The sequence below is a fragment of the Paenibacillus sp. FSL H8-0537 genome (assembly GCF_038051995.1).
Classification (GTDB): domain Bacteria; phylum Bacillota; class Bacilli; order Paenibacillales; family Paenibacillaceae; genus Pristimantibacillus.
The window spans coordinates 1,312,556-1,336,184 of sequence record NZ_CP150290.1; the positions used below are offsets into that span (position 1 = coordinate 1,312,556).

Sequence of the window (23,629 nt, forward strand, 5' to 3'; positions counted from 1 at the left end):
CTAAGATTTTTTACTATATAAATGAATTGGTAGCTTTATCAAAGCTATCAGAAAGGAGAATAGGATGCGCAACCAAATTGAATTTGAAGTATCCGGCAAATACGCTCTTTTCACAGACCCGTTGACCAAAATCGGAGGAGAGAAGTTCAGCTACCAGGTTCCTACTTATCAAGCTCTGAAAGGGATTGTGGAATCGATATATTGGAAGCCTACAATTATTTGGTACATCCACGAGGTTCGTATCATGAATGTCATTCAGACAGAGTCGAAGGGCATTCGACCCATTGAATATAATGGAGGCAATACGCTTGCTTATTATACTTACTTGAAGGATGTCAAATATCGGGTTCGAGCCTATTTCGATTTCAATCCTCATAGGGAGGATCTCGTCTATGACCGCAACGAAAATAAGCATCATAATATCGCCAAACGTTCGGTTCAGGCGGGAGGGCGCAGAGATATTTTTCTCGGGACGCGTGAATGCCAGGGCTATGTGGAGCCTTGCGATTTTAACGAAGGCAAGGGCTTTTATGACGAGGTGCCAGAAGTAGACTTTGGTCATATGGTGCATGGCATCAGCTATCCAGATGAAACAGGCAGGCCGGAGAGGGAGACAAGGCTGTGGCCAGTCAAGATGGAGCGCGGCATTATCCGCTTCATTCGCCCAGAAGCTTGTGAACTGACTCGCAAAACAGGCGAAGGTGTTGCAAAAATTTTCGGCTCCGAAAATATGGAGTCTGTCGACCAACTGCATGAAGAGCTATTTGCAGAGGGGGAGAAGGCATGAGCTGGCTCGCAAATTTGAGCAAAACCTATGATAATCATACGGATGCGATAGGGAATTTTGAGAAGAAAAGAAATGGCCGTGAATATGCGCTTATCCCGATTTCACATACGACACAAAGTGCGCATATTGAGGTGATTTTGAATGGGAAGGGCGAATTTTTAAGAGCGAAGGTGATTGAGAAGGAAGAAGGAAGCACGATCATTCCTTGCACCGAGGCTGCGGCAAGCCGGACAAGCGCGCCTGTTCCCTATCCCCTGTTCGATAAGCTTATGTATGTCGCTGGCGACTATGAGCAATATGTTGGCGAAGTGAAGAAGCATACGCCACATGCAAATTATTTGGAACAGCTGCGTACATGGTGTACGTCTGCTTATTCCAATCGCAAGGTGGAAAGTGTTTATCAATATTTGCAGAAAGGCACGCTGATAGCGGATTTAGTAGAGTATAAGGTGCTATGGACAGACATGCAAGGCAAGCTGCTGGATAAATGGGTGCAGGAGGAAGGCGATGAGAGCAAGGAGAAGCCAGCTATTTTCAAAGTGATTGCCTCTGATCAAAGCTCGGCTTTTGTGCGATTCGCTGTACAGATTCCGGGAGATACCGAGCCAAGGCTATGGCGGGATCGGGAAGTTCAGCAGTCCTTTATTGATTTTTATAATGAGCAGCTTGCAGAGACGGACTTATGTTATGTGACAGGCGAGCAGCTTCCTTATGCGGACAAGCATGCTTCGCGTATTCGTAACTCTGGTGATAAAACGAAGCTGATTTCAGCCAATGACTCAAGTGGCTTCACGTTTCGTGGTCGGTTTCGGACGAGTCGGGATGCGGCCTCCGTCAGCTACGAGGTATCGCAGAAGGCGCATAATGCGCTGAAATGGCTGATTGATCGGCAATCCTTCACCCTCGACGGCAAAGTGTTTCTCGTATGGGGAACAGATCGGCTTGAAGTGCCAGACCCTGCGGAGGATTTGTTTGACTATCTGAAGGAGGAAGAGGACGATTCGTCGGCTGGAGATATGGCGCATAGGGAGCATGCTCTTGAAGTAAGAAAGGCGCTTAGCGGCTTTCGTTACGATGGCGAATATAAATCAAATGTCGTTATTATGACACTTGATGCGGCGACGCCAGGACGGCTGTCGATTGTCTATTACCGAGATATGAACCGCGAGCTGTTCATGAATCAATTGCAGCATTGGCATGAAACCTGCTTTTGGCGCCATAGGTATCGCAAAAACGAAAATGACAAATATGTAGCTTTTACAGGAGCGCCAGCGACAAAGGATATTGCTTTCGCCGCTTATGGGTCGCGGGCAAGTGACAAAGTGGTGAAAGGGCTGCTGGAGCGAATGCTGCCCTGCATCGTAGATGGTCGTCCAATCCCAATAGATATTGTTCGAAGTGCGATTAGTCGAGCTTCCAATCCGGTAGGCATGGAGCCATGGGAATGGGAGAAAACGCTAAGCATCGCCTGTGCGCTGGTCAACAAAACAAAAGAGAAGGAGGGCTTCCGAGTGAGCCTGAATAAACAATTGGATGATCGAAATTATCTGTTCGGCAGAATGCTGGCGATTGCCGACGTGCTGGAGAGACGTGCATTAGGAAGAGAAGAGAAACGGGCAACGAATGCAGTCCGATATATGAACGCTTTTGCCCAGCGTCCGGGACGCACATGGAGTATTATCCAATCCAACCTTCAGCCCTATCAGGCGCGAATGGGGACGGATGCGAGATATTACAATGGTCTGCTTGATGAGGTGGGCTCGATGCTGAAGCCTGAGGATTTTACGGATGCTCCGCTTAGCGGGCTGTATCTGCTTGGTTTTTACAGCCAGCGTCATGACCTTTATACGAAAAAAGATAAAGGCGACACAACGCAGGGGCAAGACAGCGAGCAAGATAACGATCAGGATGATACAGAGGAATAGCCAAGTCTAGCAATCTACGAGTCTACTAATAAACATATAGGGAGAGATTAAAATGAGCGTACTTGACCATAAAATTGATTTTGCCGTTATTCTGTCCGTCCGAAATGCCAATCCGAATGGCGACCCATTAAATGGGAACCGTCCAAGGCAAACCTATGAAGGACTTGGCGAGATTTCTGATGTGTGCCTAAAGCGCAAAATCCGCAACAGGCTGCAAGACATGGGAGAAGCGATTCTCGTCCAGTCGGATGAGCGCCGTGACGATGGGTACCGCAGCATTAAAGAACGTGTAGATGCGAATGCCGATGTTCAAGAGTATGCTAAGGGAAAAAAGCAAAACAATGAGCTATACGCACAGGCGGCCTGCAAGACATGGGTTGATGTGCGGAGCTTCGGTCAGGTGTTTGCCTTTAGCGGCGGGGCGGATGCGTCATCGGGTGTATCCGTGGGCGTTCGCGGGCCTGTCTCGATTCATACAGCGCTTAGCGTCGAGCCGATTGCCATTACAAGCACGCAAATTACGAAAAGCGTCAATTCGGTGACGGGCAAGGACCCGAACAAGAAGGGTTCCGATACGATGGGGATGAAGCATAGGGTGGATTTTGGCGTGTATGTTGTTTATGGCAGCATCAATACACAATTGGCGGAGAAAACTGGCTTTACGAAGGACGATGCGGAGAAGATCAAACAAGCACTTATTTCTCTTTTTGAAAATGATACCTCATCCGCGCGCCCGGACGGCAGCATGGAAGTTCATAATCTTTTCTGGTGGAAGCACCAGTCCAAGCTTGGACAATATTCTTCAGCGAAGGTGCATCGCTCCTTGAAAATTAAATTGAAAGATGACGTAGTCGAAGGGAAATCGATCGACGACTACACTTGGACAATTGAGCCTCTTGAAGGCTTGGAGCCCCAAAGATATGTGGGACTATGACGAAGAAGATTTTCTAATGCTCTCTGGCATTCAGCATTTCAACTTTTGCCGAAGGCAATGGGCGCTTATCCATATTGAGCAGCAATGGGAAGAAAATGTCCGCACCGTTGAAGGGGCACATTTGCACCGCAAAGCCGATCAGCCCATGCTGCGGGAGAAACGCGGGGACAAGCTCATTGTGCGCGCGCTTCCCGTACAATCACGGCGGCTGGGCATTTCCGGCATATGCGATGTCGTAGAGTTTATACGAGATAGCTCAGGAGTTCCACTGGCGGGAGAGGAAGGGTTATACCTTCCGTATCCCGTGGAATACAAACGCGGCAAGCCGAAGCGGAATGATTCCGACCGCTCGCAATTAGTAGCCCAGCTCATTTGTCTGGAAGAGATGTTAATGTGCGAACTGTCGATGGGCTATCTCTATTATGATGAAATCAAGCATCGGGTGGAGGTGCCTGTCTCCGAAGCGGATAAAACCAAGGTCAAGCAAAGCTTGGAAGAAATGCGCCACTACTATGAGCGGAACCATACACCACGGGCGAAGCCGGGACCGCATTGTCAGAGCTGCTCTTTGAATGTCGTTTGTTTGCCAGAAATGCTGGAGCGAAAACCCGTTTCAAGCTTTATTGAAAGCAGGTTATACGAATGAAAAAGCTGCTGAACACACTGTTTGTTACGATGCCGGATACGTATTTATCGCTCGATGGCGAAAATATTGTTATAAAGCGGGACGACGAAATTGCCGGACGCTATCCGCTGCATAATTTGGAGGGAGTCTGTACCTTTGGTTATGCGGGAGTCAGTCCAGCTCTTATGGGGAAATGCGCAGAAAATAACATCGGACTGACCTTTATGACCCGCAATGGACGATTTTTGGCACGGGTCGTCGGTGAGGATAAAGGGAACGTTGTGCTGCGCAAGGAGCAGTACCGAATTTCCGATGATGAGCGGCGAAGCGCTATTTTTGCCCGAAATATGATTTTGGGAAAAGTGTATAACAGCAAGTGGGTGGTTGAACGAGCCTTGCGGGATCATGCCCTCCGTATGGATATCGAGCGAATGAAGCAGGTCAGTGCTTCGCTATCGGAGACGATGAAGCTTATTCGCGGCGTGGAGCAGCTGGATATTTTGCGCGGGCTGGAAGGGTCGGCTGCTGTGCAATACAACTCGGTGTTTGACCAGTTGATTTTGCAGCAAAAGGAGAAGTTTTTTTTTCATGGGCGAAATAAGCGTCCTCCGCTGGATAATGTCAATGCGTTGCTTTCTTTCACTTATTCTCTGCTTGCAAAAGATGTGACAGCCGCGCTGGAGTCCGTGGGACTGGACGCTTACGTCGGGTTTCTGCACCGGGACCGTCCGGGGAGAGCTTCGCTTGCTCTGGATATGATGGAGGAGCTGCGGAGCGTGTATGCTGACCGTATGGTGTTGTATCTGATCAACAAGAAGGTCGTTAACGACAGCGGCTTCGTGAAAAAAGAAAATGGAGCCGTCATCATGGACGATGACACGAGGAAAGCGGTGCTCAAGGCATGGCAAGAACGCAAGCAGGAGAAGATTATGCACCCCTATTTGAACGAAAAGATAGCTTGGGGGCTTGTTCCTTACGCCCAGGCCTTATTGCTTGCGAGGCATATTCGTGGTGATTTGGACGAATACCCGCCATTTTTCTGGAAGTAGGTGTTCATATGCTCGTATTAATAACGTATGATGTGAGTACATCAAGCAAGGAAGGGCGTAGAAGGCTCTCCCGAGTAGCGAAAACCTGTCTGAATTACGGTCAGCGGGTGCAGAACTCCGTATTTGAATGTATTGTAGATGCGACGAAGTTTCGCCAACTGAAGTATGAATTGGAGGAGCTCATTGATAAGCAGACGGATAGCCTGCGCTTCTACAATTTGGGTGATAATCACAAAAGCAAGGTAGAGCACATCGGTGCAAAAGAAGCCTATGATATGGAAGCTCCGCTTATTCTGTAAACAATAATTTTTTTGCAGATTCATGGTGCGAATGTGAAGCTCCCATAAAAACCCTAGGGGATTCGCACCTCAGAAATTGTAGAAAATTGTCGAATTTGAGTGGTTTCAAAAAAAGTCAAGGTTTGATCTAGATTTTTTTAGTATTAAATTTATTGAAAAATGGGGTGATTGATGCCATGATGGGATCAATCACTTGTATTTTCGCTGTCGCACTCCGTATGGAGTGCGTGGATTGAAACGTTGTGGAACTGACACACCATAAAAATAACCAAGTCGCACTCCGTATGGAGTGCGTGGATTGAAACTATAAGGGTTCTTCTTTTTTTTGATTTGAAGTGAAGTCGCACTCCGTATGGAGTGCGTGGATTGAAACAAGTATGACCGCCACAAGGATGTCAAGGAAGCTTCGTCGCACTCCGTATGGAGTGCGTGGATTGAAACCGTTGATCAAATTTAATTACGGCTTGTCAGATATCGTCGCACTCCGTATGGAGTGCGTGGATTGAAACGCATGATGCGAACGAAATCTGTTCGCATGCCTTTGTCGCACTCCGTATGGAGTGCGTGGATTGAAACTTCCGATCCACTCTCCAGCAACTTTTCCTGCAAGTCGCACTCCGTATGGAGTGCGTGGATTGAAACGTCGAGTTGTCTAAAGAGACTAGCCAAATGTTTATGTCGCACTCCGTATGGAGTGCGTGGATTGAAACCTACTGATCGTGTAGCTTTGCAAACTTTTGATTGTCGCACTCCGTATGGAGTGCGTGGATTGAAACACACATGTCTTGTTTTATCTCCGGAAGCTACGCAGTCGCACTCCGTATGGAGTGCGTGGATTGAAACTTTAAAGTAAAGCTCGTAGACATTACTTGTACTAGTCGCACTCCGTATGGAGTGCGTGGATTGAAACGCCACTACGATAAACAAAATAACGAAGATGGTGAGTCGCACTCCGTATGGAGTGCGTGGATTGAAACAATAAACAACTGCTGCTTGGCAGTGAGTACGTGGGTCGCACTCCGTATGGAGTGCGTGGATTGAAACAGCATGATGACAAAAAGAAAACCGAAATCATCCTTGTCGCACTCCGTATGGAGTGCGTGGATTGAAACAGCCGGATAAAGTCGAGAGCATTAATTTCGACACGTCGCACTCCGTATGGAGTGCGTGGATTGAAACATCAAGTAATATGTATAATTGTTCTACAAAGTCTGTCGCACTCCGTATGGAGTGCGTGGATTGAAACTGGGAGTAGAGTTCAAGAGGAACAAAGATAGTTATTGTCGCACTCCGTATGGAGTGCGTGGATTGAAACAATTAGTTGAATGAAATCCAAAGGTGAGCCATTCGTCGCACTCCGTATGGAGTGCGTGGATTGAAACTTCGTTGACAATAGTTTTATTTGCTGAACATGCGTCGCACTCCGTATGGAGTGCGTGGATTGAAACCACTTACGGATCGCCGTATACCAATCGAATATCGTCGCACTCCGTACGGGGTGCGTGGATTGAAACGCCGTTGCTGTATGTTAACTCTAACTTGTCGCCCGTCGCACTCCTTACGGAGTGCGTGGATTGAAACAGTATGCTGGATGCTGTTGCGACTGTAACCCTAAATCGCACTCCGTATGGAGTGCGTGGATTGAAACTGAGCTCTTGGATCATTATGGTCACAAATGTTAATGTCGTGCTCCTTATGGAGCGGATGAAACGGCTACCTAGCCATAAGTAGTAGGTCGGAAGAAAAAGCACGGACTCTTCATAAGTAAGAAGGCCAAAGGGCAGACAGATGACATTTGAATTTTTTTATAAATTCCAAAGGATTAAAACTATCTTTAAGTGCCGTTCGACCTTTTGGAATTCGAACATAGAATCTATTTTCTGAATATAAAAAGTAGCTGTAGCAATCAGCACTATATTCAACTAGAAAAGTCCCGATTAAATTCATCGGGACTTTTCTGTATTCATGGGGAAATGATAATTCCAACAATTGGGGAGGATATTCGAAGAGTCAGAAAATCAAAGGAACTCAGTCAAGTTAAGTTTACTAACAGGGTTAGTTGGAGCAAGATAAGTATAAACCTAGAGTAGTTATTACTGGTTAGCTACTACTTCAAATAGCTGATCCATTTTTTGTTGGTCTGAGATATATTTCCCGATAAATTCCTTTAAATCATTGGTAGATTCAAATTCCACAAGAACGTGACCATCATACCATTTCTGAAGAAACTCACGGTGGATAACATATGTCTTTTCCTCCACCGTAAACGTTATTCGGTCTACATTTGGAATCAGGGCGAAAATAAAAGAGGCATTGTAGACAATCGTTTGCTCCCAATCGTCAGGGGAGAGCGGATTATTGTCATTTTTATAATTTAAGGAAAGGCCATACGGCTCTTGTTCAGTTTCAAGCATCATCTTGTCTAATTTATCGTTTGCAGGCAACTGATGAACAATTTGTCCCACAGCACTGTTACTGCCAATAAGTGTATTCTTAAACTTAAATAAATCCTCATCAGAATCCGAAACCTTGTTAGTTGAATTGCACGCGACCAACGTAAGCATCATTACCATCATAATAATAAGAAATTTATAATCCTTCTCAAAAAATTTCATGCTTCACCTCTCTAGTTCAATCTACTTCCACATTTTAACGTATTAACCATACCATAGGTTTTGAGGGAAGTTCAAGTTAGTCTCCCATACGTGTCCCCAGATGTGCTGTCCCACTCTTACAGGAAATATCCCTTGCTAATGAAAATGTCTAAAAAGTTACAATATTTTGATAAAATTGTAATTGGTATTATCAAATTGGAAATTATATGCTATCATTCTATGTGTTAGATAAGTAAGTAAGATATGGGAGAATGGTGTTTTGAAGAGCTGGCCAGCTTTCAAATAAAAACTTATTTTCATATGGAGGTTAAGTAATGACATTTAATCTTAAGAAAACCTGTGCAACTCTTTTATCTGTGCCTATTTTAAGTCTTTCTTTGTTTGCCGGAATTTCATTTGCCAGTACCCAAGCAAAACAACTGACCATACCATCCAGTCAAGGTACTTTAACCTCTAATGTTTGGAGAGCTACGGTCGCGACAAGCTCCGGAAATACGCTTCAATGGGATTGGCAGGTATCTGCCGTTTATAGCGGTACGAAAATAGTATCGTCCATTAGGACTTCATGGAGCAGCACAGCCTCTTTGAGAAACTCCGCAAATATTTCCATGGGCGTTGCCGCTGACGGCGTAAGCGCTGGGGGCGGTTCCGCATGGGCGAGTACGACAACGGTTCTGAAGTTTTGGGAGAATGCCAATGGATCAAAATCGTCGGATTGGCGTTCAAACATCGTTATCGGACCGAGCACCGACTATAGAAGTGGAACGATTGTTACAACAAACACCGCTAAAGTAAAGCTTTCGAGCGACCCTAAGTATTACGAAATTAGCGCAGGCGTTTAATTTGCAAAACTGAAGAAGATAACAAGTAAAGAATCGACCGTGTATGCGGCTGATTCTTTACCTGTCGTTTACTATCTTTCATGATCGATATGGGGGGCAAATGAAGAAATTCGTCTTGATGTTGCTTATTGTTCAACTCGCGCTAGCAGGTTGTAGTCGGCAAAGTGACGTACAGCCAGGCGGTGGGACGGTGAATAATGTTGAACTGCCTAAATGCAGTGAAGAGGGCCAATGTATGTATCTAATCAATCGGTATTCTCAAAAGCTACTCACTTATAATGAGAAGACAAAGTCCATCGAAGAACAACAGGATATTCCAAATTATATTTACTATGAATTTAATACCATCAGCCCATACTTTACGGTTGGAAACAGCCTTACAAATGGTTTCTCGATATTAAGAATCGACAAGGATAACGTTACGGAAAGCGTACTATTGAAAGATAGAAAAAACGAAGCCATTTTTCCTTTGGCAACAAATGGTGAGCGTTATTTTTTTATTCATTCCTATTATGATGACAGTGGGAAGGAAACGAAACGTACTATTGCAGAATTAATTAATGATAGCACGAAAGATCTTCCTAATGTATCGGCACTGGTGTCATACGGGACGATAGTTAAAGATAAACTTTACTATACGGTATATGACGAAACTTCAAATTCTTTTAATTTACAATCCTTATTATTGAACAATTTAGATGCAGCACCACGGATTGAAGCGGATAATCTCGAAACTGGGGAGTTATATAGTACAAATGGAGAATTGCTAACTTCTAGCAATGAATTGATATTTAATGATCGAATACAATTCGAGAAAAAAACGTTGAATTACATAGACGATAAACATGGAATTCTTATTCAAATCTATCCTAACCAACAAGCAGATCTTGTGCTGGATGTTATTGATATTGCGTCTAAGAAACAAATAGGAAGTGCTTCAGGCGTCATTGACTTTTCAGTCGATGATCAAGTCGTTACTGTTTATTGCGAAGCATACATTAAGCAAATCAATATTCCATAACTGTAGATAAGAGGGGACCATGAAGACATTAAAATTGGTAGGTTTGACGAAACGGTTCGGTGATAAGGATATTCTTAATCGTATCGATTTTGAATTTCATAGTCCAAACCGTTATATCATTCATGGGCAAAGCGGATCTGGGAAGACAACGTTGCTCAATTTAATAGCAGGTTACGATAACCCGGATAGCGGTCATGTAGAAGGGGAGGGCTCTTCAAATATAGGATATTTATTCCAAGATGAAATGCTCTTCTCAAATTTAACAGTCAGAGAAAATTTATTCATTAAGTATGCTTCTTTCTCGCCTAATCACCATGCTGATTCACATTTTGAATCGCTAATCGTGCAAACATTGAGCAACTTTAATATTCTCGATCTAAAAGAAAGAAAAGTATCGATGCTTTCCGGCGGAGAGAAACAACGTGTCCAGTTAGCGTCCATTCTTATTTCGGAGCCGGATATCGTTCTGATGGACGAGCCGACCTCAAAGCTTGACACAAAAAACAAAGAACAGATTATCAAGACCATTGAAAATGTATTTAAAAACAAGTTGATTATTGTGGTTAGTCATGAAAGCAACCTTCTGTTAGAGGGTGGGATGGACCTGAGACTGGAGAACGGGAGATTATATCATGAATAAAGCTAAGAACACGCCTGTTATATCCCGTTTAATCCTTAAGAAATCAAATTCGTATCTACGAATTTCAATTTTGCTCTTCATCTTCTCTCTAGTATTGATTGCGAGCTCAGCCGTGTATTTTATTAATCAATATCTCCAAGTAGATAAAGATTTTCTCTCCAATGATAATACGCATATCATTGAAATTACGACCTCGCAAGGAAATGCGATGCATGCTCAACCTCTGAAATACGAGGATGAAACGACCATTCGTGAAGAGATTGAAAAAAAGTACCCCGATACAAGCTATAAGGTCTTTAAGGAGTATCAGTTTAACTTCGGGATTCAAGATGCAAAGGGAGGTACTCATTTTATTTATGGCCTCGATGAGGCAGGTGGCGAATTTTTAGGAAGCTGTGACTTGGAAATAAGAAAAGCTTGCGGAAAGATGGAATTAGATCAGGTGCTAACCTTGAAACTCCCCATTGTCAAAGTCCATGAAGACGGGCTGAGTAGTAGCGAGATCGTCGATTATCCGATGTACTATCAGTTAGGAGTATCAGATAAAAACCCTTTTTCCCTTTATAACGATGAACAATTAGAAACTATTTATATAGGTAGCAAAACGTATAAAGAAATGATCGAAAAAACATATGTGATTCAATGGGACCAATTCGTCAAGGAATATGATAGTCATAATCCGTTCGGTATCCAATCCTTGAGGAAGATATATGTCTACGTCGACGCATTATCTCAAGTGGAAGGAATTGCAGAACTGGTCAATGATGAAGGATATAATACAAATTATACGTTTAAAGCATTTGATAATTTTGATGTGTCCATGAAAAATACGCTAGTATTGTCATTGACCTTAGGGTTTCTAATTCTGATGATAACGGCCGCGCATGTGATATTGTCGTTTAATTCTTATCTTAAAGTACAGCAAAAGGATATGGGAATTTTAAAACAACTGGGGTACAACCCAACAACAATTAATCAGATATACTCACGGAATATTAACGCAATCTTCTTTTTCACTGCCGTGGGGATAACGCTTTACATCGTGGTAGTAAGTGCTATTTTCATTGGTGAAAATGTGTATCTATTCACATTCTCCATTATAGTACTGGTAATTTTAATCCTTCTCGCAATTAATCGTATAATTGTTTTATGGATCCTACGGCAATATTCAAAGAAGAATATACTCACGCTCCTTAAGATAAACAAAGAATTCGAATAAGTACAATTTTCTGGAGGCTCCTAGCATGCAACGTAAAGCTAAGAACATGGTAAGTGCAGTTATTGTGATAATTGTATTCATGATAACCTTAATAGGTTGTACTTCTAGTCCATCCGAAAACGATGATGCGAACAGCGTATTGCTGCGGATCGCAACTACATACGGTGAGTCTGAGAACAACTGGCTTAGACAACAGTACGCCGAGATTTATGAGTTTACTCATCCGAACGTCACGATAGAATTTATCCCTGTTATGACGGATGGTGAGCAGGAGCAGAGTCCATTGGAGCAATTAAAGACAACATTATTGGATTCAAGTAAAGCTGATCTTGTTCTGGTTGATTACCAAAGCTTGTGGAGACTGATTGATGAGAATTTGTTGATAAATCTAGGGCGTGTACGCAAACTGTACAATCTGTAGAAATTTAGTAAAATAAGGGATATGAGAAGAAGATACGAGTTAACGGATGAAGAATGGAATATCCTTGACGCCCTGTTGCCCCCGGCCCGAAAAAAACAAGGAGGACGCCCACCCAAAGATCGTCGCCAGATGCTGAACGCGGTGCTATGGGTGGCTCGAACGGGAGCGCCATGGCGAGATTTGCCCAGTCACTATGGGCCATGGTCCTCCGCCTACAGCTTTTTCTGGCGTCTACAAAAAGCAAATATTTGGGATGAAATTCTGAAGCATGTCGCAATCGAACCAGATTGGGAGCAAGTCATGGTCGATGCTACCATCGTCCGCGTCCATCAACATGGAGCGGGCGCAAAAGGGGGCAGGATCGGCAAGCCATCGGACGTTCGCGCGGAGGACTAACCACCAAAATTCATGCCATGGTGGACGCGCTGGGCTATCCGCTGCGATTCGAATTGACACCAGGACAAGAACACGATTCGATCACGGGCTACCGCCTTCTTCAGGAGCTAGACTTCTGCCCAGGTGAAGTGTTGGCGGACCGCGCCTACGACACCAATGCTATTATGGAGCTTTTGCAAGTTCGTGGAATTACTCCGGTGATCCCAAGCAAACGCAATCGGAAAGTAAAGCGTCCGTTAGATGCTGACATGTACAAAGAACGGCATCTCATCGAATGCTTTTTCAACAAAATTAAAAACTACCGTCGTTTGGCTACTCGCTATGAGAAAACAGCGAATATGTTCAAGGCTTTTTTGACGCTGCTTTCCATTCGTTTATGGCTCAAATAGGTTTGCGTACACGCCCTAGATCCCTTAATAAAAGAAAGTCAGATTGAAACGGGTGAACTAGCCGCGCCAGTTAATAATACGTTGTCCATGATAGGTAATGGCAATACATATGGTCTCTCACCAACGTTTTCAACCACAGCACTCTTTTATAATAAAACGATCTTTGAGAGACAGGAAGTTCCATTCCCTCGCGATGGAATGACCTGGGATGATTTAATTCAGTTGGCAGGGCGCCTTCATCTAGGTGAAGGGGAATTATCGCATGGATTTACTTTCAACAGTTTCTCTTCGGATGCGTTTTACGATATGTTGAGTTATGCGTCGCCGCTTCAAACCATGATTTTTAACGAAAAGGAACGTAAAATGACGGTTGATACGGATAGTTGGGAACGGATCTGGACGGACTTTATTAATTTGGCTCGCCATACAAAGCTTCCACTGCCTGATGTCGAGAATAAAAATGCTTCTGAAGCAAGCAATGACATTATGAATCCCTATTCTAACGATTACTTTCTATCGGGACAAACGGCTATGACAATTGCTTCGTACAATTACGTCAATCAGATAATGGACGCGAATCTGAATGCGCCACAAATTCAGGGAATGGAACAGATTGAATGGGATGTGGTTACCCTGCCTATCCATGCTGATCAGCCAGGCGTAGGTGGGAACATTACAATTAGCAATGCAATGGGTATAGCTGCAAATACGCAAAACAAAAAGGAGGCTTGGGACTTTATTAAGTTCATCAATAGCAAGGAATGGGCAAATACGAAATCACGCAGCAATAACAACGATTTATTCACCTATGTTAAATCAAACAAGCCCCAGAGCAATCTGAATTACAAGCTAGATGCTTTTTTCAATCTAGTGCCTGCCCCCTATCAGATTAGGCTCGGACGAATGTTAGATGAGAAGCCAGACCTGTACCAAGTGTTGGACATCGGGCGTAATAAATTAAATGAAGTTCTTATCGGGGATAAAGAGGTTCGTCAGGCTCTGAGAGAGTGGGAGATAGAAGGGAATATTAATCTTCAGAAAATTCTTTAACAACACCTGGGATTCTTGCTTTATAACTTGACACTTGCAAGATTAATAATCTGAGGTTAAACCAGACATACTGGTAGCGTTAGTGATTTGATGAGAGTACTCTATTGTAGAGTTTACTAAAAGAATAGTAAAAAGACGCCTCAAGTTATATTGAAAGCTTGAGGCGTCTTTAAAATTTAGTACAGAACAAAAAGATAAACGCTGTCGCACTCCGTACACAGTAGTGAATTAAAAACACATTCAGCATGATTCCTGATTGGGGTTACTACAAGCGCATTTGTTTAAATTGAAAAAATAGGCTGCTTCCGTGTCGTATCATCTACGGGGAAGCAGCCTATTTTCCAATGATCTTCTCTACTCACTTATTGTGATTGTTTTTGTTCTTATAATAGACCTTTCTGCGTACATAGACGAAATGGGCCAGATTCAGAACACCCGTCACGATGGCTAGAATAGAGGGGAGTATTTGAAGTAAGGTTGGAAATACAACTCCGTTTCCAACAGGACCCGTTCTCGGCTGCAAGGCTTCCCAATAGCCAAAAATAATGGCGCTTAAGCCGAAAAAAATTAAAAATAGCGACAGTACAAGAACTAATTTTTCGTTTCTCATCGCAAATTCCCCCGATACAAGGATTACCCTGCAAAAGCGAGTAACAGCATTTTATATACACTTTATTACGAAAACGCCCCCTAAAATGTTACAATTTACAAAGCAGCTGTCTTTTAGACTATTATGCGCGCACGGGATATTCTGGATTTTTAAGGAAAGGCTGAATCATAATGAATCAAATCGACTACGAGGCTTTTTATAATGAGGTTGGAGCAAGCAATGGCTGGGATTTCAGCAGGCTGAAGTGTATTTCGGAGGAAGCGAAGTGGGACTTGTATCAGGAGGTCGTCAAGCTTAGTAGAAAATCCGATCTTCTGCTCGATATTGGTACGGGCGGCGGGGAAGCTATTTTATCAATTGCGGACTGTGCCCTGCTGCTGGTGGGGATTGATTTATCTACAAGCATGGTCAATACCGCTATGAAAAATATAACGATAGCTGAACGCAGCAACGTTCGCGTACTGCCAATGAATGCGGACAAGCTGGATTTTCCAGACCGCTTCTTTCAAATCGTTTCCTGTAGGCACTCGGCCTTCCATGCGCAGGAGGTAGCCCGGGTGCTGGAGCATGGTGGCACCTTCCTAACGCAGCAAGTGAGCGAGAACGATAAGCTGAATCTCAAGCAGACGTTCGGAAGAGGGCAAGCCTACGGGGAGAAGCCAGGCTCGCTCAAGGAGAAGTATATAGCGGAGCTGACCGAAGCTGGCTTTACGAAGATTGAGGTTATGGAGTGGAATGTCGCGGAGTTTTATGAGACGGCGGAGGATTTGATTTTTCTGCTTAAGCATACGCCGATTATTCCGAATTTTGGGCAGCAGCCGGAAGATTTTGGGCGATTAGAAGCCTTCATTCAGGATAATAAGTCGGAAAGAGGCATCAAAACGAACGCAGAGCGGTTTATCATTAAGGCACAAAGGTAGAAGCAGGGGGAACAAATGTGAGAGAACAGCAGCTGATTAACAGTCAGAAAAGACCGATTACAATAAACGACATCGTGAAGGATTTGCGAAGACTAGGCGTTCGAGAGGGCGATGCGGTGCTGGTGCACGCCTCCTTGTCGCGCTTGGGCTGGGTATGCGGCGGCCCGCAGGCTATGGTGCAGGCGCTTATGCAGACGGTCGGAGATGAGGGCACGTTAATTATGCCTGCGCAAACCGGGGATTGGAGTGATCCCGCCGAGTGGGGGAATCCTCCGGTTCCAGAGGAGTGGTATGAGACGATTTATCGGGAGCTTCCGGCTTTCGATCCAGCTTTATCACCCACGCGGGGAATGGGTCGTATTGCGGAGCTGTTCCGAACGTTTCCAGCGACGGTGCGCTCAACGCACCCGCAGGTTTCTTTTTGCGCCAATGGCAAGTATGCGGAGCTTATCACATCCGAGCATATGCTAAGCCCACAATTCGGCATGGCGTCGCCACTCGGTAAGCTGTACGGTTTGGGCGCCAAGGTGCTGATGCTGGGGACGGGGTATGAATCTTGTACAAGCTTTCATCTGGCTGAAGCAATGAGTGAGCGTCTGCCGACGAAGCAGCTGGGAACAGCTATTTATGAAGGGGACGAGCGAGTATGGAAATGGTTTACGGATTTCGCTTATGACTCAGAAGATTTTGGCCGGATTGGACAGTTCTACGATCATGAGGGCTCTGTGCAAAAAGGTGCGGTAGGCAGCGCCGAGTCTCGGCTTTTTGATCTGAAAGAGGCGGTCGATTTTGCCAAGCAGTGGCTGATGATCCATCGTCCTATGGAGTGAAAAAAGGTTATGCCGATTTAGGTGCGAATCGGAAGCTCCCATAAAAACCCTAGAAGATTCGCACCTCAAAATTTGTCGAATCATGACAATAATCAAGAGCTTGGGGAAAAGTCAATATTTCATTTAGATTTTGTTTATATGTATTTTCGCTGTCGCACTCCGTATGGAGTGCGTGGATTGAAACACGAACACATCCTCTATCATGTTTTCATTGTAAGCGTCAAACAGCCCCCACCAAGTTGTGTCACTGGACCACATCTCCTTCGAAGGATGCGTAACATTGTCGGTTCTTTTCTAAACAATCATATTCGGGCAAGAGGATACAAGTGTGAGTGACAGTACCCATTTTTCAATATTAAATAAGTAATTGAACGGTAAGGGTTAATTACAGCTATTTTTAAGGTCATTTTGAATTTTTTTATATATAGATTAATCCTAGTAGCGAAAAGGTTATGGTGTATAATAATGTTAATAGTTTGGTGCGTTTATTAATTTTTAAGATAAGAGCATTCATATTACATACTAATAAAGAACGGAAGGAAGCGTTGCAACCATGCTACATTCAAGACAGATGAACCTTTTTAAAAAAGGGGTTCTTATCGTAATTGGTATTTTATTGATTGCCTTCGCAATGCCGGAATCTAGCCAAGCGTCATTCGTTGATCCAATTGATCAAACATCGGATACAGATAATACGATTCCGAATTCGCAAGGCGGATCAAAGGGTGTAGGACAAAGCTTTACTGCAGGCAAAACGGGATGGATGTACGATGTCGATGTATTTCTTGGTCAATCTTCAGCTACTGAGCGAGAGATAAGCTTGACGATTCATGAAGGCGCCGATATTAATGGGACAGTACTAGGCGTAGCGAAGGTAAGCAGTAGTATTGTGCCTGTATTTCCGGGAGGATGGGTTCGGTTTAATTTTAACGAAGGGATTTATGTGGAGTCTAACAAGATTTATGGCATGATGATGGAGACAACCAACAATGAACCAAGTCAAGTGAACCAAGTCACTTGGAGAATATACAATCCTAGCGCATATAACGGCGGTACACCGTATTATTTTGAATCTTGGGATAATTTCAATTTTGATTTTGCATTCAGGACGTATGTAGCTTCTCAGCAGAGGGACTATTCGACTTCTTTGCAGTTGGACCAGCTTACAACAACTTATGGTGATACTGAGGAGATCAGAGCTACATTGCTGGATGTTCAAAATCAGGCAGTATCGAATAAAACAGTCACATTTTCTCTGGATGGAAACGTTCTTGGTTCATCTAATACGAATGGAAATGGTGAAGCGATATTCAGCTATTCGGTTAACACGGCAATAGGGAATCATACACTTACAGCGGAATTCGCAGGAGACCCTACCCATCTTACTTCGAATGATTCTGTTACGCTGAGGGTCGATAAGAGGCCTCTTGCAGTAACCGCAAACGATGCGACTCGTGCATATGGTACGAGCAATCCGGTATTCACAGGAACGATAGTAGGCGGTTTATCGTCAGATGGAATTACGGCAACTTATGCTACGAGCGCTGACCAAGCAAGTCATGTAGGGAGCTATGCGATTGAAGCAGCACTGGTTGATCCGAATAATAAGCTAGGAAATTACGAAGTAACGAAAACCTCGGGTAGTCTGAGTGTTACGAAAGCGTCACTATCGGTAACCGCAGACGATGCGACGCGTGAATACGGAATGAGCAATTCGGTATTCACAGGAACGATAGTGGGCGGTTTATCGTCAGATGGGATTACAGCAACTTACGCAACGGGCGCTGATCAAGCAAGTAATGTAGGGAACTATGCGATTGAAGCGTCACTGGTTGACCCGAATAACAAGCTAGGAAATTACGAAGTAACGAAAACCGCAGGCAGTCTATCCGTTACGAGAGCGCCGATTACAGTAACGCCTCACACCATATCGCGTTGGGTAAACAATGCGAATCCCTTCCTGGACGGTGTTGTAACAGGTGTGCGGAACAACGACGATATATCCGTGAAGTATGTGACGCTTGCAGAGCAAAGCAGCCCAGTTGGCAATTATACGATAGAGACTGAAATCATTGATCCTAATCAACGTTTAGGTAACTATGAAGTTACGAGCAATACTGCGAAGCTCAACGTGTATGATGTTCCGAAATTAACTTATGCTACTAACGATACCGCTTCATCAGTTATTGGACCTCTCGGTCTTCCAGCAACCGATGATGAAGGTAGAAGCATTCAATGGGTTTCCTCGAATAATCAATTTGTAGATGGTGCGACAGGTTATGTACAACGCCCGTCCTATACAGAGGGGAATAAGAGCATAACACTTAAAGCGACGATAACAGCTGATGGTGCTACTTATGAAGCCATTTATCCGCTAATCATTATTGCAAACAGTAACACTAGTTCTGGAAGTAACACTAATTCTGGAAGTAACACTAATTCTGGGAGTAACACTAGTTCTGGAGTATCGAATTACATTGAGGTTATGTCAGCTAATGGAAAACAACGAGTTGAACTAAAACTTGATGATTTGAAAAAAGGATTAGTTACAATCAAATCAGATAGTGAAGTTGCAGAATTTATGATTAGTAAAGCGACATTAACGCAGTTAATGGCCATTTCACCATCAATGAAACTGCAATTCATTACAGTAAAAGACGAAATTACCATACCGATTCAAGAGATGGCGATTGCAGGGAATAATCATGATTTAACCATTAAAATAGGCAGAGCAGATACGACAACAGAATTTGTTGAAGTTAAGAAGAGTCTTGGCGCAAATGTTTGGGCAGGGCCAGTTGTGTTCAACGTTAATGGACTAGATGATCAAGGGAGAAGCTCTGAGATCTCAGCGTTCACATCCTATGTTGAAAGAAAGATTGAGCTTGATGGCCAAGAGTCCGATTTTGCTACAGTCGTATTTTGGGATGAAGAGAAGCAAGCGTTCAACTTTGTTCCTGCACAATTCATAAATGAGAATGGTAAAGTCACAGCAATTGTGAAGAGTATGCGAAACGGCTACTTTTTCGTAATTGATCGTCGAGTTGGCTTTGTAGATTTGCAGAATCATTGGGCAAAGTCGGATATAGAGTTACTTGCAGCTAAGTTCATCGTTCAGGGGCGTAGCGAAATGAATTTTGATCCGAATGGTATGCTTACCCGAGCAGAAACGGCTGCATTACTTGTACGTGCAATAGGGATTCCGTTGAATAACACTGAATTTAGCTTTTCTGATGTGGATGGGAAATGGTATGAAGCAGATGTTATCGCAGCTGAGCAGGTGGGATTAATCAAGGGATATAGTGACGGGACTTTCCGTCCGAACAACCGTGTGACACGTGAGGAGTTGGCGGTTATGCTTACCCGAGCTATTGCTTATGCTAATCCTTCTTTGCAGACAGCTAATAGGGTGTTAGCTTTAGAAGATGTGGAATCCATTTCATCTTGGGCGGAGGATTCTATTTATCAAGCGCTTAGTTTAGGAATCATTAAAGGCGATCAGCAAGGTAATTTCAAGCCGCAAGAAGAAGCAACTCGGGCAGAAATGGTTACACTTCTCTCGCGTATGCTGAAACTATTAAATTTTATATAGGATTGGATTTTGGTTCGAACTGAATAATAGCTGTAATTTGTTCTAATAGCCACGTTCCACCATGCGAATCCACAACCGAAATAATCTGCATCCCACTTGTTAGATGGTGTCTAGTAAAGGGAGGTGTTGTTTAAAAAAGGTTGTGGATTTTTTATTTTTTTGACTCCATCTAATGATCAACCAGACGATGTAAGGCGACCAGTTCTTCTCAAATAATGAGCTATTCCACTAGAAAGAAGGTTAGTATTTTCAAGATACAGATATGAATTTTTCAAGTACTGAAGGAATAGTTACGATCTTTGATACGTTTGATGAGTTTCTTGCTGATTCCATGTATAAGAATGCACCTATAAATTGGCATGATTGAACTAAAAGGGAAAGATAGCTGAATAACAAATCAGTTGGTCAAAGAGTAAGCGTGTGGAGTGAGCGGATCAAAATCACAACAAGCACAAGCATTCAAGGAGGAGAACCATGAAATTTTGCACAAAAGAATGGTATGAAGAAATGCAAATTGCCGGGATAATGTGCATATATGAGACAGAAGAGGAATGGGAGGAGTACCTCGCCTATTTTCGCTCAGAAGGCAAAGACCCTCTACAATCGCAGCGCGAATTGTTAGAAGAAAAGAAAGAACATCTGCTAAAATACCTCCCAGAAGCCTTTCACCCCTACATACACGATGGTACGTTGAATACGATCTACCCGCCTCCTGAATTGAAGGAAATGGCGAAGCAGTGGAAGCAAGACTATGATGATCGCATGCGTAAAGTGGCCGAGACGTATAACCGCTATTATAAATCTATTCAAAACGAGCTTCCGCCCAATGCGATCAAGCTATTCGAAAATACCCTTCACGATGCCAAATTTACCTCCTATGATCGTCCTGATGAAGCAACGTTTTTTCTATATTTGGACTGTCGCGGCTCTTATTCTTATTTTACGGATATTAAAATTACGTTTCACGGAGTCAAGCAGTTGGAGCTTCCAGATCTTCCTGAAAATACGTGGTGGCTGTACGATGAAATTTACACGATTGACGGTGGCTTTGAGATCAGAGTGCTGCTGGATTCACTAGAAGCGTTCATTATTTCCGCTGTCGATGTAGAGATTGAAGTATTAGGCGAGCTGCAAAGCCAATAGCCAAGAGAGCCTATTTAATAACCCAAAAAGGATCGTGAGCGCATGAACACGATATATCTAGTCCGTCATTGCCAAGCAGAAGGCCAAGAGCCTGACGCTCCATTAACCGAAGCAGGGATAGAGCAAGCGCAGCAAGTAGCTGTATTTTTGGCGAAGAAGCAGATAGAAGGAATCATTTCGAGCCCATATGAGCGGGCTTACCGAACGATCTCTCCATTAGCTGACGCCACTGACCTGCCCATAAAGCGGGATGAGCGGTTAACCGAGCGCATTTTATCGGGTCAAAATCATCCCGACTGGCGCGAAATGCTTCGCCGAACCTATGAGGACATGGATTTATGCTACGAGGGCGGGGAATCTAGCCATACCGCTACCAGCCGGGCTGTTCAAGTCGTTAATGAGGCACTGAATAGCGGCTGGAAAAATACCGTAATCGTCTCACATGGCAACCTCATTTCGCTGCTGCTCAAGCATCTGGATCAGGCAGTCGGGTTTCATGAATGGGAAGCCCTGTCCAATCCCGACGTTTACGAGCTATCCTTCACCGATGCGGCGTCCAGCTTCAATCGAATTTGGAAGCCATAACAAGACAAGCTCAGAGCTGTTTCTGCTACTACCTTCCCTTCTATATTCGGTTCCATTTCAAATTCAGAGAGGAGCAGCGCCATTATGGATCAAAATATGAAACAAGCGATAGTCAGGGGGGAAACCTCGCTTGGCATCGAATTTGGCTCTACACGAATCAAGGCTGTACTGGTTGATTACCATTTTCAAACAATCGGTTCCAGCAGCTATGAGTGGGAAAATCAATTGATCGACGGTTATTGGACCTACGATCTCAATGAAATGATTAACGGGCTGCAAGAAACCTATCGCCAATTAAAGCAAGAGGTTGAGAACAATTATGGCGTAACCCTGCAAAAAATCGGATCAATCGGATGTTCAGCCATGATGCAGGGCTATATTGCACTTGATCACGCAGGGGAGCTATTGGTTCCGTTTCGTACATGGCGCAATGCCACAACGGGTACAGCTGCATCGGAGTTAACCGAGAAATTCCAGTTTAAAATTCCACAGCGCTGGAGCATCGCACATTTGTATCAAGCGATTTTGAACGAGGAAGAGCATGTCACTAACCTAGCTTATATGACGACTTTGTCGGGTTACATGCATTGGCTGTTGACTGGCAGCAAGGCTCTTGGTGTGGGAGATGCCTCTGGTATGTTTCCAATCGATGAATCTGCAACGCAATATAATGAAGATATGGTGAAGCAGTTTGCCGATTTAATTGCCGATAAAGAATACCCGTGGAAGCTTAAAGATATTTTACCTAAAGTTCATACTGCAGGTGAACACGCTGGATATCTAAGTGGAGCTGGTGCAAGGCTATTAGATCCAACTGGCAGCCTGCAAGCAGGTATTCCGCTATGTCCTCCAGAAGGCGATGCCGGAACTGGCATGGTCGCTACGAATAGCGTCAAAAAGCGTACCGGCAACATTTCCGTAGGTACGTCGATTTTTGCCATGATTGTACTGGAGAAAGATTTATCCACGGTGTATCCTGAGATTGACATCGTGACTACACCAGATGGCAGTCCTGTCGGCATGGTTCTTGCCAACAACTGCTCCAGCGATATTAATGCATGGCTCGGCTTGTTCCGTGAATTTTATGAGGCAATGGGGCAGAAGCCCGATATGAACCAGTTATTCAGCGTCCTGTTGGGCAAAGCGCTGGAAGCAGACGCTGATGGCGGCGGCTTGCTGAGTTACGGCTACTATTCAGGCGAGAACATTACCGGGTTTGCAAAAGGCCGTCCACTGTTCGTTCGTTCTCCAGAAAGCCGCTTTAATCTGGCTAACTTTATGAGAGTACATCTGTTTAGCGCGTTTGCTGCCTTAAGGCTCGGGATGGATATTTTGACACAGAAGGAGCATATAACGGTTGACCATATTTTGGCGCATGGGGGATTGTTCAAAACACCGCTAGTCGGTCAAAAGATGTGTGCCGCAGCACTGAATGTTCCTGTTTCGGTCATGTCTACGGCTGGTGAGGGCGGCGCATGGGGGATGGCCATTTTGGCATCCTATATGGTTAATAAGGAGCAGAATGAGGGCTTGGCTGATTACCTTACCACTAAAGTGTTCAAGGATGCAGAAGGACAAGAGGTTTATCCAGACAGCGCAGATGTGTTTGGCTTTGCCTTGTTTATGGAGCGTTACACGGAAGGGCTGGCAATTGAGCAGGCAGCGGTAGATCATTTTGTGGAAAATGGGAAGAAATAAGAAGCGTGAAATACGAAATGGCATAACGGGCGGGGATAT

General features: G+C 44.1%; 20 protein-coding genes, 1 pseudogene and 1 CRISPR repeat array. Of the genes and pseudogenes, 19 read left to right on the forward strand and 2 right to left on the reverse strand.

Annotated features, from left to right (window positions below; all coding sequences use genetic code 11):
• Positions 1-64 precede the first annotated feature (64 nt).
• From cas5c to cas2, 6 genes are read left to right on the forward strand one after another with little or no spacing between them, the layout of a single operon-like run.
• Complete coding sequence (cas5c, locus tag MHB80_RS05295) at positions 65-787, forward strand: type I-C CRISPR-associated protein Cas5c (protein ID WP_341281200.1); 723 nt, start codon at positions 65-67, stop codon at positions 785-787.
• The gene (cas8c, locus tag MHB80_RS05300; protein WP_341281201.1) at positions 784-2,712 is read left to right on the forward strand and encodes a type I-C CRISPR-associated protein Cas8c/Csd1; all 1,929 of its coding nucleotides are present in this window, start codon (positions 784-786) and stop codon (positions 2,710-2,712) included. The genes cas5c and cas8c overlap by 4 nt, the downstream gene beginning before the upstream one ends.
• 52 nt (positions 2,713-2,764) lie before the next feature.
• Positions 2,765-3,646, forward strand: a complete 882-nt coding sequence (gene cas7c, locus MHB80_RS05305) for a type I-C CRISPR-associated protein Cas7/Csd2 (RefSeq protein WP_341281202.1) — start codon at positions 2,765-2,767, stop codon at positions 3,644-3,646.
• The gene (gene cas4, locus MHB80_RS05310; RefSeq protein WP_341281203.1) at positions 3,633-4,292 is read left to right on the forward strand and encodes a CRISPR-associated protein Cas4; all 660 of its coding nucleotides are present in this window, start codon (positions 3,633-3,635) and stop codon (positions 4,290-4,292) included. Before cas7c ends, cas4 begins: the two co-directional genes overlap by 14 nt.
• Positions 4,289-5,320: a type I-C CRISPR-associated endonuclease Cas1c gene (gene cas1c / locus MHB80_RS05315; RefSeq protein ID WP_341281204.1), complete on the forward strand. Its 1,032-nt coding sequence runs from the start codon at positions 4,289-4,291 to the stop codon at positions 5,318-5,320. Before cas4 ends, cas1c begins: the two co-directional genes overlap by 4 nt.
• Positions 5,321-5,328: 8 nt before the next feature.
• Entirely contained in the window at positions 5,329-5,619 is a 291-nt protein-coding gene (gene cas2 / locus MHB80_RS05320; protein ID WP_056034675.1) for a CRISPR-associated endonuclease Cas2, read from the forward strand.
• A gap of 206 nt (positions 5,620-5,825) precedes the next feature.
• Positions 5,826-7,267: direct repeats of the CRISPR family, unit length 33 nt; unit sequence GTCGCACTCCGTATGGAGTGCGTGGATTGAAAC.
• Positions 7,268-7,712: 445 nt separating this feature from the next.
• Here cas2 and MHB80_RS05325 read toward each other — a convergent pair.
• A complete protein-coding gene (locus tag MHB80_RS05325) occupies positions 7,713-8,234 on the reverse strand; it encodes a DUF4825 domain-containing protein (protein WP_341281205.1) in 522 nt (173 codons plus the stop codon).
• 314 nt (positions 8,235-8,548) lie between these two features.
• On the opposite strand from MHB80_RS05325, the gene MHB80_RS05330 reads away from it, so the two are divergent.
• The 7 genes and pseudogenes from MHB80_RS05330 (at position 8,549) to MHB80_RS05360 (ending at position 14,212) form a co-directional block, all read left to right on the forward strand.
• Complete coding sequence (locus MHB80_RS05330) at positions 8,549-9,076, forward strand: hypothetical protein (RefSeq protein ID WP_341281206.1); 528 nt, start codon at positions 8,549-8,551, stop codon at positions 9,074-9,076.
• Between the two features lie 100 nt (positions 9,077-9,176).
• The gene (locus MHB80_RS05335) at positions 9,177-10,097 is read left to right on the forward strand and encodes a hypothetical protein (RefSeq protein WP_341281207.1); all 921 of its coding nucleotides are present in this window, start codon (positions 9,177-9,179) and stop codon (positions 10,095-10,097) included.
• A 19-nt stretch (positions 10,098-10,116) separates the two neighbouring features.
• On the forward strand, positions 10,117-10,737 hold the full coding sequence (locus MHB80_RS05340; protein WP_341281208.1) for an ATP-binding cassette domain-containing protein: 621 nt from the start codon (positions 10,117-10,119) through the stop codon (positions 10,735-10,737).
• Complete coding sequence (locus tag MHB80_RS05345) at positions 10,730-11,956, forward strand: hypothetical protein (RefSeq protein ID WP_341281209.1); 1,227 nt, start codon at positions 10,730-10,732, stop codon at positions 11,954-11,956. Before MHB80_RS05340 ends, MHB80_RS05345 begins: the two co-directional genes overlap by 8 nt.
• A gap of 25 nt (positions 11,957-11,981) precedes the next feature.
• Complete coding sequence (locus MHB80_RS05350) at positions 11,982-12,377, forward strand: hypothetical protein (protein ID WP_341281210.1); 396 nt, start codon at positions 11,982-11,984, stop codon at positions 12,375-12,377.
• 21 nt (positions 12,378-12,398) lie between these two features.
• A pseudogene (locus MHB80_RS05355) lies at positions 12,399-13,162 on the forward strand (IS5 family transposase).
• A gap of 87 nt (positions 13,163-13,249) precedes the next feature.
• Positions 13,250-14,212, forward strand: a complete 963-nt coding sequence (locus MHB80_RS05360; RefSeq protein WP_341281211.1) for an extracellular solute-binding protein — start codon at positions 13,250-13,252, stop codon at positions 14,210-14,212.
• 358 nt (positions 14,213-14,570) lie between these two features.
• Here the strand turns inward: MHB80_RS05360 and MHB80_RS05365 are convergent, their stop codons facing one another.
• A complete protein-coding gene (locus tag MHB80_RS05365; protein WP_341281212.1) occupies positions 14,571-14,822 on the reverse strand; it encodes a hypothetical protein in 252 nt (83 codons plus the stop codon).
• A gap of 170 nt (positions 14,823-14,992) precedes the next feature.
• Here MHB80_RS05365 and MHB80_RS05370 point away from each other — a divergent pair, with 170 nt between their 5' ends.
• The 6 genes from MHB80_RS05370 (at position 14,993) to MHB80_RS05395 (ending at position 23,590) form a co-directional block, all read left to right on the forward strand.
• Positions 14,993-15,742: a class I SAM-dependent methyltransferase gene (locus MHB80_RS05370; protein WP_341281213.1), complete on the forward strand. Its 750-nt coding sequence runs from the start codon at positions 14,993-14,995 to the stop codon at positions 15,740-15,742.
• 17 nt (positions 15,743-15,759) lie between these two features.
• Positions 15,760-16,572 carry an AAC(3) family N-acetyltransferase gene (locus MHB80_RS05375; protein WP_341281214.1) on the forward strand — a complete coding sequence of 271 codons (813 nt, stop codon included), beginning with the start codon at positions 15,760-15,762 and terminating at the stop codon, positions 16,570-16,572.
• Between the two features lie 553 nt (positions 16,573-17,125).
• The gene (locus tag MHB80_RS05380) at positions 17,126-20,164 is read left to right on the forward strand and encodes an S-layer homology domain-containing protein (RefSeq protein WP_341281215.1); all 3,039 of its coding nucleotides are present in this window, start codon (positions 17,126-17,128) and stop codon (positions 20,162-20,164) included.
• Positions 20,165-20,638: 474 nt separating this feature from the next.
• Positions 20,639-21,307, forward strand: coding sequence for a DUF4085 family protein (locus MHB80_RS05385; RefSeq protein WP_341281216.1), 669 nt, complete (start codon positions 20,639-20,641; stop codon positions 21,305-21,307).
• Between the two features lie 42 nt (positions 21,308-21,349).
• Complete coding sequence (locus MHB80_RS05390) at positions 21,350-21,892, forward strand: histidine phosphatase family protein (RefSeq protein WP_341281217.1); 543 nt, start codon at positions 21,350-21,352, stop codon at positions 21,890-21,892.
• Positions 21,893-21,976: 84 nt separating this feature from the next.
• A complete protein-coding gene (locus MHB80_RS05395; RefSeq protein WP_341281218.1) occupies positions 21,977-23,590 on the forward strand; it encodes an FGGY-family carbohydrate kinase in 1,614 nt (537 codons plus the stop codon).
• Positions 23,591-23,629 lie beyond the last annotated feature (39 nt).

What these genes read in the sequence shown, in the direction of transcription:
- cas5c (WP_341281200.1), top strand. Translation starts at nt 65, where the DNA reads ATGCGCAACCAAATTGAATTTGAAGTATCCGGCAAATACGCTCTTTTC.
- cas8c (WP_341281201.1), top strand. Translation starts at nt 784, where the DNA reads ATGAGCTGGCTCGCAAATTTGAGCAAAACCTATGATAATCATACGGAT.
- cas7c (WP_341281202.1), top strand. Translation starts at nt 2,765, where the DNA reads ATGAGCGTACTTGACCATAAAATTGATTTTGCCGTTATTCTGTCCGTC.
- cas4 (WP_341281203.1), top strand. Translation starts at nt 3,633, where the DNA reads ATGTGGGACTATGACGAAGAAGATTTTCTAATGCTCTCTGGCATTCAG.
- cas1c (WP_341281204.1), top strand. Translation starts at nt 4,289, where the DNA reads ATGAAAAAGCTGCTGAACACACTGTTTGTTACGATGCCGGATACGTAT.
- cas2 (WP_056034675.1), top strand. Translation starts at nt 5,329, where the DNA reads ATGCTCGTATTAATAACGTATGATGTGAGTACATCAAGCAAGGAAGGG.
- MHB80_RS05325 (WP_341281205.1), bottom strand. Translation starts at nt 8,234, where the DNA reads ATGAAATTTTTTGAGAAGGATTATAAATTTCTTATTATTATGATGGTA.
- MHB80_RS05330 (WP_341281206.1), top strand. Translation starts at nt 8,549, where the DNA reads ATGACATTTAATCTTAAGAAAACCTGTGCAACTCTTTTATCTGTGCCT.
- MHB80_RS05335 (WP_341281207.1), top strand. Translation starts at nt 9,177, where the DNA reads ATGAAGAAATTCGTCTTGATGTTGCTTATTGTTCAACTCGCGCTAGCA.
- MHB80_RS05340 (WP_341281208.1), top strand. Translation starts at nt 10,117, where the DNA reads ATGAAGACATTAAAATTGGTAGGTTTGACGAAACGGTTCGGTGATAAG.
- MHB80_RS05345 (WP_341281209.1), top strand. Translation starts at nt 10,730, where the DNA reads ATGAATAAAGCTAAGAACACGCCTGTTATATCCCGTTTAATCCTTAAG.
- MHB80_RS05350 (WP_341281210.1), top strand. Translation starts at nt 11,982, where the DNA reads ATGCAACGTAAAGCTAAGAACATGGTAAGTGCAGTTATTGTGATAATT.
- MHB80_RS05360 (WP_341281211.1), top strand. Translation starts at nt 13,250, where the DNA reads ATGATAGGTAATGGCAATACATATGGTCTCTCACCAACGTTTTCAACC.
- MHB80_RS05365 (WP_341281212.1), bottom strand. Translation starts at nt 14,822, where the DNA reads ATGAGAAACGAAAAATTAGTTCTTGTACTGTCGCTATTTTTAATTTTT.
- MHB80_RS05370 (WP_341281213.1), top strand. Translation starts at nt 14,993, where the DNA reads ATGAATCAAATCGACTACGAGGCTTTTTATAATGAGGTTGGAGCAAGC.
- MHB80_RS05380 (WP_341281215.1), top strand. Translation starts at nt 17,126, where the DNA reads ATGCTACATTCAAGACAGATGAACCTTTTTAAAAAAGGGGTTCTTATC.
- MHB80_RS05385 (WP_341281216.1), top strand. Translation starts at nt 20,639, where the DNA reads ATGAAATTTTGCACAAAAGAATGGTATGAAGAAATGCAAATTGCCGGG.
- MHB80_RS05390 (WP_341281217.1), top strand. Translation starts at nt 21,350, where the DNA reads ATGAACACGATATATCTAGTCCGTCATTGCCAAGCAGAAGGCCAAGAG.
- MHB80_RS05395 (WP_341281218.1), top strand. Translation starts at nt 21,977, where the DNA reads ATGGATCAAAATATGAAACAAGCGATAGTCAGGGGGGAAACCTCGCTT.